Origin of the sequence: Streptosporangium sp. NPDC023615 (genome assembly GCF_040640155.1) — a bacterium.
Taxonomy (GTDB): domain Bacteria; phylum Actinomycetota; class Actinomycetes; order Streptosporangiales; family Streptosporangiaceae; genus Streptosporangium.
In genome coordinates, this window is record NZ_JBFABE010000119.1 from 1 (window position 1) to 9,422 (window position 9,422).

At 71.9% G+C, this 9,422-nt stretch carries 6 protein-coding genes; 1 reads left to right on the forward strand and 5 read right to left on the reverse strand.

Features of this window, described 5'->3' with window-relative positions; translation table 11 throughout:
* Positions 1-75 precede the first annotated feature (75 nt).
* The 4 genes from AB0G16_RS37640 to AB0G16_RS37655 all read right to left on the reverse strand — a co-directional run bounded on the left by AB0G16_RS37640 (position 76) and on the right by AB0G16_RS37655 (position 4,611).
* Positions 76-972 (reverse strand): carbohydrate ABC transporter permease, encoded by an 897-nt coding sequence (locus AB0G16_RS37640; RefSeq protein ID WP_362815628.1) that lies wholly within the window; start codon positions 970-972, stop codon positions 76-78.
* Positions 969-1,886: a sugar ABC transporter permease gene (locus tag AB0G16_RS37645; protein WP_362815630.1), complete on the reverse strand. Its 918-nt coding sequence runs from the start codon at positions 1,884-1,886 to the stop codon at positions 969-971. Before AB0G16_RS37645 ends, AB0G16_RS37640 begins: the two co-directional genes overlap by 4 nt.
* 34 nt (positions 1,887-1,920) lie before the next feature.
* Positions 1,921-3,144, reverse strand: coding sequence for an extracellular solute-binding protein (locus AB0G16_RS37650; RefSeq protein ID WP_362815632.1), 1,224 nt, complete (start codon positions 3,142-3,144; stop codon positions 1,921-1,923).
* Positions 3,145-3,468: 324 nt separating this feature from the next.
* Positions 3,469-4,611 carry an alpha-amylase family glycosyl hydrolase gene (locus AB0G16_RS37655; protein ID WP_362815634.1) on the reverse strand — a complete coding sequence of 381 codons (1,143 nt, stop codon included), beginning with the start codon at positions 4,609-4,611 and terminating at the stop codon, positions 3,469-3,471.
* A 414-nt stretch (positions 4,612-5,025) separates the two neighbouring features.
* On the opposite strand from AB0G16_RS37655, the gene AB0G16_RS37660 reads away from it, so the two are divergent.
* Positions 5,026-7,506: a protein kinase gene (locus tag AB0G16_RS37660; RefSeq protein WP_362815636.1), complete on the forward strand. Its 2,481-nt coding sequence runs from the start codon at positions 5,026-5,028 to the stop codon at positions 7,504-7,506.
* Positions 7,507-7,580: 74 nt separating this feature from the next.
* On the opposite strand, the gene AB0G16_RS37665 is transcribed toward AB0G16_RS37660, so the two are convergent.
* Positions 7,581-9,323 (reverse strand): carbohydrate-binding module family 20 domain-containing protein, encoded by a 1,743-nt coding sequence (locus AB0G16_RS37665; RefSeq protein WP_362815638.1) that lies wholly within the window; start codon positions 9,321-9,323, stop codon positions 7,581-7,583.
* Between the last annotated feature and the right edge of the window lie 99 nt (positions 9,324-9,422).

Here is a 9,422-nt window from a genome sequence, read left to right on the forward strand (position 1 = left end):
TCCATGATCTGCGAGCCCGCCAGCAGCGCCCTGAGGTTGGCGGCGCTGGCCGCCGAGACGCGTCCGGAGCCGGTCTCAGCCTCGCTGGCCGGTGGTGGCGATGCCCTGCAGGAAGTACCGCTGCCCCAGGAAGAAGATCGCGATCAGCGGCAGCGTGGTGATCACGCTGGCGGCCAGCACGATCTCCCACTTGGGGTCGCCCCCCTGGTAGAACTGGTCGACCACCGCCTTCAGCCCCCTCGGCAGCGTGTAGAGCGCCGGGTCCTGCAGGTAGATCAGCGGTTTCATCAGGTCGAACCAGCTCGCCTTGAGCTCGAAGACGAACGCGATGATCAGCGCCGGCCGCGACAGGGGGAGCGCGATCCGCCGGAACAGGTCCAGGTACGAGGCGCCGTCCACCCGCGCGGCCTCGAAGACGTACCGGGGCACGCCCAGCAGGAACTGGCGCAGCAGGAAGATGTAGAACGCCGAACCGAACAGGTTGGCCGCCCAGAGCGGCACCTGCGTGCCGGTCAGCCCCACCGAGTTCCAGATCAGGTACGTCGGGACCAGGGTGACCGCGCCGGGCAGCATCATCGTGCCCAGCACGCTCGCGAACAGCAGGCCCCGGCCGCGGAAGCGGAAGTAGGCGAAGCCGAACGCGACGAACGCGCTCGACAACGTCACCGCCAGGGCGGCGACGACGCCCACGACCAGGGTGTTCACCAGCCACGTCAGCATCGGCGCGGCGTCCCAGACCGAGACGTAGTTCTCCGGCCGGAACGGCGTCGGCCAGGGCAGGAACGGGTCGCTGAACGTCCGGTCGCGCGGTTTCAGCGACGCCGAGACCAGCCAGACGAACGGGTACATGAGGATCGCCGAGGCGACGGCCAGCACGATCAGGAAGAAGATCTTCCGGGTCGGCCTGGCGGCGTCGTCGGGCGCCGGCGCGGCCGGCTCGGCGGCGGGGGGCGCCTGTCGCAGGGTGGTCATCGGCTGCGCTCCTCGGCCTCGTAGTAGACCAGCCGGTTGCCCACCTTCACCTGGATCACCGTGATGACCGCGATGACCAGGAACAGCACCCAGGCCAGCGCGGAGGCGTAACCCATGTGCAGGTACTGGAAGGCCTGCTGGAAAAGGTAGATCACGTAGAACAGGGCGGCGTCACCCGAGGAGTTCTGGGCCTGCGTGTTGCCGAAGTACATCGTGTAGACCTGGTCGAACATCTGCAGCGAGGCGATCGTGTTGACGATCACCACGAAGAACAGCGCCCCACTGATCATCGGCAGGGTGATCGACCGGAACCGCTGCCACGTGCCCGCGCCGTCGATCATCGCGGCCTCGCTCAGCTCCGCCGGGACGTTGCGCAGCGCGGCGAACAGGATGATGGTGGTCGAGCCGAGGTTCCACAGCGACATCAGCACGATGCCCGCCAGCATCCAGTCCGGGTCGCTGGTCCACTGCGGCCCCTGCACGCCGAACAGGGCCAGGAACTGGTTGACCACGCCCACCTGGCCGTTCAGCAGGAACAGGAAGAGCACGCCCACGGCGACGTGGGGGGTCATGGACGGCAGGTAGAAGATCGTCCGGAAGACCCCGGCCGCCCGGCCGGTGATGCGGTTCAGGATCAGCGCCAGCCCCAGGGCCAGCCCGATCGAGAGCGGGACGTGCAGCACGGTGTAGAACACGGTGTTGCCGATGGCGCGTATCACCTTGGGGTCCTGCGCCATCGTGGCGTAGTTGTCCAGGCCGGTGAACCGCGGCGAGCTGATCAGGTCGTAGTCGGTGAACGACAGCACCAGGCTGGCGACCATCGGCCCGAGCTGGAAGAGCAGCAGGCCGATCACCCACGGCAGCACGAAGACGTACGCCCAGCGCGCCTCCGGGCGGGGGAGCCAGGCCCTCAAGGCCGGCTCCCCGCGCGCGCACCCGGACGGGGGCTCACGGTTGTGCCTCGTCGATGGCCTTCTGGGCCTTGGCGTCGGCCTCCGCGAGGGCCTGGGCCGCCTTCTGCCGCCCCTGCAGCACGTTCGTGCCCGCGTCCTGCCAGGCGGTGTTGAACTCGGCGGCGGCCGCCGACTGCGGCACCACGAAGCCGGCCTCCTGCACGGCGCGGATGGTCTTCACGGCGTCGTCGTAGGCCTTCTTGCCGCTTCCCTTGACCACCTCGGAGAAGATCACCTCATCGGCCTTGGCGTTGCCGGTGTAGGTGCCGATGTTGACCTTCCCCTCCTTGGCGCGCTTGTCGGCGCGGGCGCGGGCCGCCGCGACCCAGGTGTCGGCCGCGGTCATCGTCTTGATCCACGAGCAGGCCGCGTCCACGTTGCGCGCGCCCTTGGGGATGACCCAGGCGTTGCCGCCCACCATGTTCACGGGCTTGCCCTGGCGGTCCTTGAACGGCACCACCGTGATGTCCGCGTCCGGGGTGACCCCGGCCATCGCGCTGATCACGAACTGCTCGGTCAGCATCGCGCCGATCTGGTCCTTGGCGAACGGGTTGCCCTCCCCGAAGTAGTCGAACGTGTCGGTGAAGGCCTTGAGCTTCTTCCACCCGCCCTGCGACTCCACCAGGCCGGTGGCGTACTCCAGCGCCTCGGCGACCTTCGGGTCGTCCAGGTTGACGGTGCGGCCGTCCTCGCTGAGCAGGTCCGCGCCGTTGGCCTTGGCCCACAGCGGCAGGAACTCCGGCAGCTTGGGGTAGAAGCCGAAGCGCTCGATCCTGCCGTCCTTGACCCGGTTCATCTTCTTCGCCAGCTCGGCCAGCCCTTCCCAGTCGGAGGTGTCGATGCTCGCCGGGTCGACCCCGGCGTCGCGCGCGGCCTTGTTGTTCACCAGCAGGACGATGGAGTTGTAGAACTCCGGGACGGCGTACCACTTGCCGGCGAAGCGCACCTGCTGCTGCGCGGCGGGGTAGAAGTCGCCGGTCGCGATCGACTGGCCGCTGATGCAGGAGTCCAGCGGCTGGATGGCCCCCCGGGCGGCGTACCCGCCGAGCCGGTCGCGGCCCAGGTAGACCACGTCCGGCGGGTTGCCCGAGGCCACCGCCGACAGGAACGCCTGCTCGTTGAACTGGCCCTGGTTGATCGTCACATTGACCTTGGGGTAGGCCTTCTTGAAGGCGTCCACCCGCACCGTGGCGATCTCGTCGGGAAGACCGAACCCCATGGTGGTCAGGGACGCCGCCCCCGAAGCACCGCTCCCCTCGGTCGCTCCCTTGTTCGCCCCAACCCCTCCGCACGCGGCCAGAGAACCGGCCAGCATCGCCGCCGCGGCCACACGCCCTGCTCGTGAAACAGGCATCTTCGCCCTCTTCCTGAAAGTGAGTGCGCTCCGTCTTCCCCCTAAACGAGAAACAAACAAGTACATGTCGCTCCTTTTGTCGATCGGACCTGCGGGCCGGCGGCAGGACGGCCCGTCCGGCCCGCGGAAGTGACGATCCGGAACGTCTCACAGTGCGGACGGGCCCTGAGGCCTCGGGCGGCGGGGCTCTCAGGCGGGCCGCACGGACCAGGACGGCTCCATCCCCAGGTCGACGGTCACCTCCACCGCCCGCTCGCCGTCGCTCACCCGGTAGGACAGGGCGGTGTCGGCCAGGGCGGTGACCGTGGTGCGGGCCCTGGTCAGCCAGGGGCGTTCCCGCCGGAAGGCGATCAGTTCCCGGTGCAGCCGGTGGACCTCCCCGCCGCCGGGCGACAGGGCGGGCAGCAGGGACGGGTCGTCGGGGAAGGCCGGGCGGATCGCGTCGTCACCGCCGGCGCGCTCCTCCTTGACGCCCCGCATGCCCCGCTCGTCGCCGGCGTAGACCGACGGCACCCCGCCGACCGTGAACAGGATCGCCAGGGCGGCCCCGAGGTGGCGGGGGTCGTCGAGCCTGCTGGCGATGCGCGTCACGTCGTGGTTGCCCACGAACGTCAGCGGCGCGAACGTCTCCAGGAAGGTGTTGTGCCGGTCCAGCGCCCAGGCCAGCTCGAAGAGGTTGCGGTCGTTGAGGGAGCTCCAGATCGCCTTCCACAACTCGTACTGGGTGACGGAGTCGAGGCCGCCCTTCTCCACGAACGCGGCGTAGTCGCCGTGGATGACCTCGCCCACCAGCCACGCGTCCGGGAAGCGCGGGCGCAGCCGGTCGGTGACCTTCCGCCAGAACTCCACCGGGACGGCGTAGGCCGCGTCCAGCCGCCATCCGGCGATGCCGCGCTCCAGCCAGTACGCCATGACGCCGGCGACGTGGTCGACGACCTCGGGATTGCCGTGGTCGAGCTCGGCGAGCCGGTCGTGACCCTCGAACGTGCCGCCGTCCAGCCAGCCCGGCGGCGCGGCGAAGCTCCGGCCCACGTGGTTGAAGACACCGTCGAGCAGCACGCCGAGCCCCCGGGAGGCGGCCGCGCCGACGAGCGCGACCAGGTCGGCCTCGGTGCCCAGGCGCCGGTCGACGCGGTAGTGGTCGACGGTGTCGTAGCCGTGGGTCTCGGAGGCGAAGACCGGCCCCAGGGCCAGCCCGTCGCAGCCGAGATCGGCCGCGTGGTCCAGCCACCGCTCCAGCCTCGCCAGCCGGGGCACCGGGGCCGCGGACGCGGGCAGCGCCTCGGCCTCGGCTCCCAGGAAACCCAGGGGATATACGTGCCACCAGATCATGGTGTGACCCTCCGTCTTGATCCACCGCTACTTCTCCGGCAAGGAGGAGCTCTACCTGGAGACGGTACGGGCCGGCGTGCGGGACCCGCTCTCCCGCCAGCAGGACCTGGCCGAGGACATCACGAGCTCGTCGTCACCGCGGAGGGGCCGGATCGTTCCCGCCTCACGCACACGGTCGCCGCCACCACCCGGGGGCGCCGCCGGACACGCCGTCACCCGTCCCCCCGTCGTGGAAGGAAGGGGGACGGCAGGGGACCTACGAGTGGTTTGGCGTACCTTGCCGGGGATGGCATGCTCTTTCGCGGAAGACGTCGCGCGGGGTGGCGCGTCCCCCGGCCGCGGACCGGGGGGCACGGGACCCGCCGGGCGGGTCCCATCGGATCCGGGCGGGCGCGCGCCGGGGGGAGGAGCACGATGGCCGGCACGGCGCTGCGGCCCGGAGATCCCACGAGCCTCGGTCCGTACGCGATCGAGGCCAGGCTCGGTGAGGGCGGGCAGGGCGCGGTCTACCTCGCCCGTGACACCCGCGATCCGGGCGGCGAGCGCGTCGCGGTCAAGATGCTGCACCCGAGGTTCGCCACCGACCAGGTCGTGCGGGCCCGCTTCCAGCGGGAGATCAGCGTCGCGCGGCAGATCGCCGAGTTCTGCACCGCCCGGGTGCTGGACGCGGGGGAGAGCGGCGACCACCTCTACGTGGTGAGCGAGTTCATCGACGGGCCGTCGTTGCAGCAGGCCGTCGAGAACGAGGGGCCGCGTGACGGCGCCGTCCTGCAGCGCGTCGCGATCAGCACCGTCACCGCCCTCGTCGCCATCCACCAGGCGGGCATCGTGCACCGGGACCTCAAACCGGCCAACGTGCTCCTCGGTCACGACGGCCCGCGCGTCATCGACTTCGGCATCTCCAAGGCGCTCGACGCCTCGGTCGCCCAGACCAGTGGCGCGGTCGGGACCCCGACCTACATGTCGCCCGAGCAGATCCACGGCATGCCGGCCGCCGCCCCCTCCGACGTCTTCAGCTGGGCCGTGACGATGGTGTTCGCCGCCACGGGCCGCCCGGCGTTCGGCCAGGACAGCATCCCGGCCGTGCTGCACCGCATCCTCAACGTCGAGCCCGACCTGTCCCAGGTGCCCGAAGGGTTGCGGCCGCTGCTGGCGGCCTGCCTGGCCAAGTCTCCCGACGACCGGCCCACCGCCCCGGACCTGCTGTTCCGGCTCATCCGTCAGCCCTCCCTGGGCACCACCGGACCGTCCCCGGCACCCGCCTCGTCCCCGGTTCCGCCGGCGCCCGCCTCGTTCCCGGTCGCCCCGGCTCCCGGCTCGGACACGGGCCCTCCGGTGCCCGACCCGGGCACGGCCCCCGCGACGCTCGCCCCGCCCCCGGCCGCCCCGGGGGCGGTGTTCCCGTCACCGCCACGCGAGACCCGGTACGGCACCCCGCCCCCTCCGGCGGCACCGTCTCCGCGGGACACGCCGCCTCCGGGGATTGCTCGGGACGCGCCGTCCCCGCCGGGGGCGTTCCCGCAGGACCCGCCGCGCCCGATCCCGTGGTCCCCGTACGCCGGTGGTCCCCCGCCCGGACCGGGCACCGGCCCGCGGGAGTGGAGGCCCGACGTGGAGGGGCCCGACACGAGGCTCCCGGCGACGACCGCGCCGGGCGGATCGCGCGACCCGGGGCGGTCACGCCCGTGGCGGATCGGGGCCGCCGCCGCCGTCTCGGCGGCCGTGGTCTCGGCCGTGGGGATCTTCGTGCTCCCACCGCTGCTGGCCGGGACGGGAGAGCGCCCCGCCGATCCGACCCCGGCGGCGTTGTCCGGCTCCCCGGGGGGCTCGGCCCCGCCGTCCGGCGCCCCCTCGTCCGGCGTCCCCTCGCCGGACGCCTCCCCGTCCGCGGGCGGCTCCCCCTCTCCCGGCGGGTCCGCGTCCCCGGCGGCCACCCCCACCGCGGTCACCGGCGACTGGAAGAGCGCCCCGGTCGGCGGCCCGCTGCGCGGGCACCGCGACGACGTCGGCACGGTGCAGGTCGCCCGGGTGGGCGGCGCGTCCGTGATCGTCTCCGGCGCCAACGACCGCACCGTCCGGCTGTGGGACCTCGCCACCCGCAGGCCGCTGGCCACGCTCACCGGGCACACCAACTGGGTGCGCTCCGTCGCGGTCACCGAGCTGGACGGCAGGGCGGTCGCGGTGTCGGCCGGTGACGACGGGACCGTGCGCCGCTGGGACCTGGCCCGCCGCAAGGCGATCGGCAAGCCCATCGACGCCGGTGGCAATGTCTTCTCCGTCACCGTGGCCGACCTCGACGGCGAGCCCGTCGCGGTGGCCGGCGGCCGCGACGGGACCCTGCGTGTGTGGAACCTGAGGACCGGCGCCGCGATCGGCAAGCCCCGCCGCGCCTCCACCGCGCCGGTGTTCGGCCTGGCGGCCGCCGTGCTCGACGGCGAGCCCGTCGTGTTCACCGGGGGCGGCGACGGGGCGGTGCGCCGCTGGCCGCTGCGCGGCGGGGCCGACGAGACGATCCTCGTCCAGCGCGGCCAGGTCTCCGCCGTCACCACGGCCGAGCTGGACGGCAGGCTCGTGGTGCTCTCCGGGGGTGGCGCCCAGGAGATCCACATCGACGACGCGGCCGGTGACGGCGAGGCGCGCCCGCCCATCCTGAGTCACAGCGGATGGGTCTACTCCCTGGCCGTCGGCCGGGTGGGCTCGCTCACCGTCGTGGTCTCCGGCAGTAACGACTCCACCGCGCGGGTCCACGACCTGGACACCGGGGAGCGCGCCGGGAAGGCGTTCAAGGACCACGACCACAACGTGTTCGGCGCCGCCCTGGCCGACCTGAAGGGGCGCCCCGTCGCGGTCACCGCCGGGGGCGACGACACCGTCCGCGTCTGGCGCCTGGGCTGATCCGCCCGGACCGGCCCACCGGAAGACGTCCGGGCCGGCGGGACCCGCGGGGCGGGTCCCGCCGGGATCACAGGTCAGCGCCAGGAGTCGTTGCGCGTCGCGGTACCGCCGGAGGGGGTGGTGAAGGAGCGGTTGGGGTCGCTCTCCCAGGTCACCGAGCCGTTGGGATTCTTCTTGATGTACTTGTAGGAGATCGCCGTGCCGCCCGGCAGGTTCACCGTTCCCTTCCAGACCGGGTACGAGGCCGACGACAGCGGGACCGCGTTCGCCGGGTTCCAGGCGCCCAGCGCGGCGACGTCGCCGACGACGAAGACGTTCTGGCCCCAGGTGGTGGTCGCGTTCGCGTTGAACGTGGTGGCGACCTGGCCGGGGTCGGCCGTCGGGGTCACGGTCGGGGTCGGGGTCGGGCCGGGGCCCACGGCGCCGGTGTGGACGGCGACGGCGCCCCTGGCCGGGACGGTGACCGAGGCCGTGCCGCCGGATCCGACGGTCACCGAGCCGCTTCCGGCCGCGTTGGCGTAGGTCCCGGCGGGCAGGCCGGTGGTGAAGGTGCGGGTGACGCTCGAACCCTCGTTGTTGATCGCGACCCAGCCCTTGTTGCCGCGGCTGAAGGCGATCACGTTGTTGCCGTTGTCGTACCAGTTGGCGACCGGGGCGCCGTCGACGACGCGGTTGAAGCGCGCCATGCCGGTCATCTGGCGGTGGAAGCAGGTCCACTGCCCGTTGCCGCAGTTGGCGTCGGTGACGAAGCCGCCGCCTGCCGAGGGCGGGCCGGCCTCGCTGTTGCCCCAGGCGAACCCGGAGTAGACCCGCGCCGCGCCGTAGGGCCAGGCCAGCATGAAGACGTTGGCCAGCCGGTAGGCGTCGCCGTTCTTGTAGTTCATGGTCGAGCCGTTGCGCTCGGTGTCGTGGTTGTCGAGGAAGACCACGGCCTTGTCGCTGGGCACCGACAGGCCCCAGCTCTGCCCGAACGACTGCAGGTTCTTGATCTGCCCGCCGCCGAACTGCTCCTTGAGCTTGCGGCCGTAGACGAACTCGTGGACGTCGCCGATCCCGGTGTACTGGCTCGGCGAGATCGCCTCGCCGTTGCCCTGGATGACCTCCTGGTGGATGTACGGCGACCCGTTCAGCCTGCTCTTGATCGCCGACAGGTCGGCGGGGTTGATGTGCTTGGCGGCGTCGATCCGGAAGCCGTCCACGCCCAGCGAGGTCAGCCTGTTGAGGTATCCGGCGATCTGGTCGCGGACGTGGTTCGAGCCGGTGTCGAGGTCGGCCAGGCCGACCAGCTCGCAGTTCTGCACCCGCCCGCCGTCGTTGGTGTAGTCCGAGCCGTTGATCACGCAGGTGGGGGAGTGGAAGTCGGCCGCCGAGTACAGCCCGGGGTAGTCGTACTTGCCGAAGGTGTAACCGCCGTAGCTGGTGCTGCCCTGGCCGGTCATGTGGTTGATGACGGCGTCGGCGTGCACCTTGACGCCCGCGGCGTGGCAGGCGTCGATCATGTTCTTGAACGCGGCCTCGTTGCCGAACTTGCTGGTGAGGGTGTAGCGGGCGGGCTGGTAGATGTCCCACCAGACCGTGCCGCCCTTGGACATCGAGTCGTTGGGCGGGGAGACCTGGACCGCGCCGAACCCGGCGGGGCCGAGGACGTCGGTGCACTCCCTGGCGACGGAGTTCCAGTTCCAGCTCCACAGCTTGACGATCGGGCCGGGGGTGGGCGGGGTCGCCTGGGCGGGGGAGCTCAGCACGGCGGGCACCAGCACGGTGGCACCGGCCAGCGCGCTCAGCACCGTGGTGACGATGACTCGGTAGGGTTTCACGGGTGGGGGCCTCCAGATCAGTGGACGGGTTCCCTGGCCGGGCCAGCTGGGCATCTGCGGCGAGCACGGCGGCGACCCCGACTCGATCCACTTCTGCCA

Bases quoted from the DNA above. Each gene is read 5' to 3' on its own strand.
- AB0G16_RS37640 (WP_362815628.1), bottom strand. From the start codon at position 972: ATGACCACCCTGCGACAGGCGCCCCCCGCCGCCGAGCCGGCCGCGCCG.
- AB0G16_RS37650 (WP_362815632.1), bottom strand. From the start codon at position 3,144: ATGGGGTTCGGTCTTCCCGACGAGATCGCCACGGTGCGGGTGGACGCC.
- AB0G16_RS37655 (WP_362815634.1), bottom strand. From the start codon at position 4,611: ATGATCTGGTGGCACGTATATCCCCTGGGTTTCCTGGGAGCCGAGGCC.
- AB0G16_RS37660 (WP_362815636.1), top strand. From the start codon at position 5,026: ATGGCCGGCACGGCGCTGCGGCCCGGAGATCCCACGAGCCTCGGTCCG.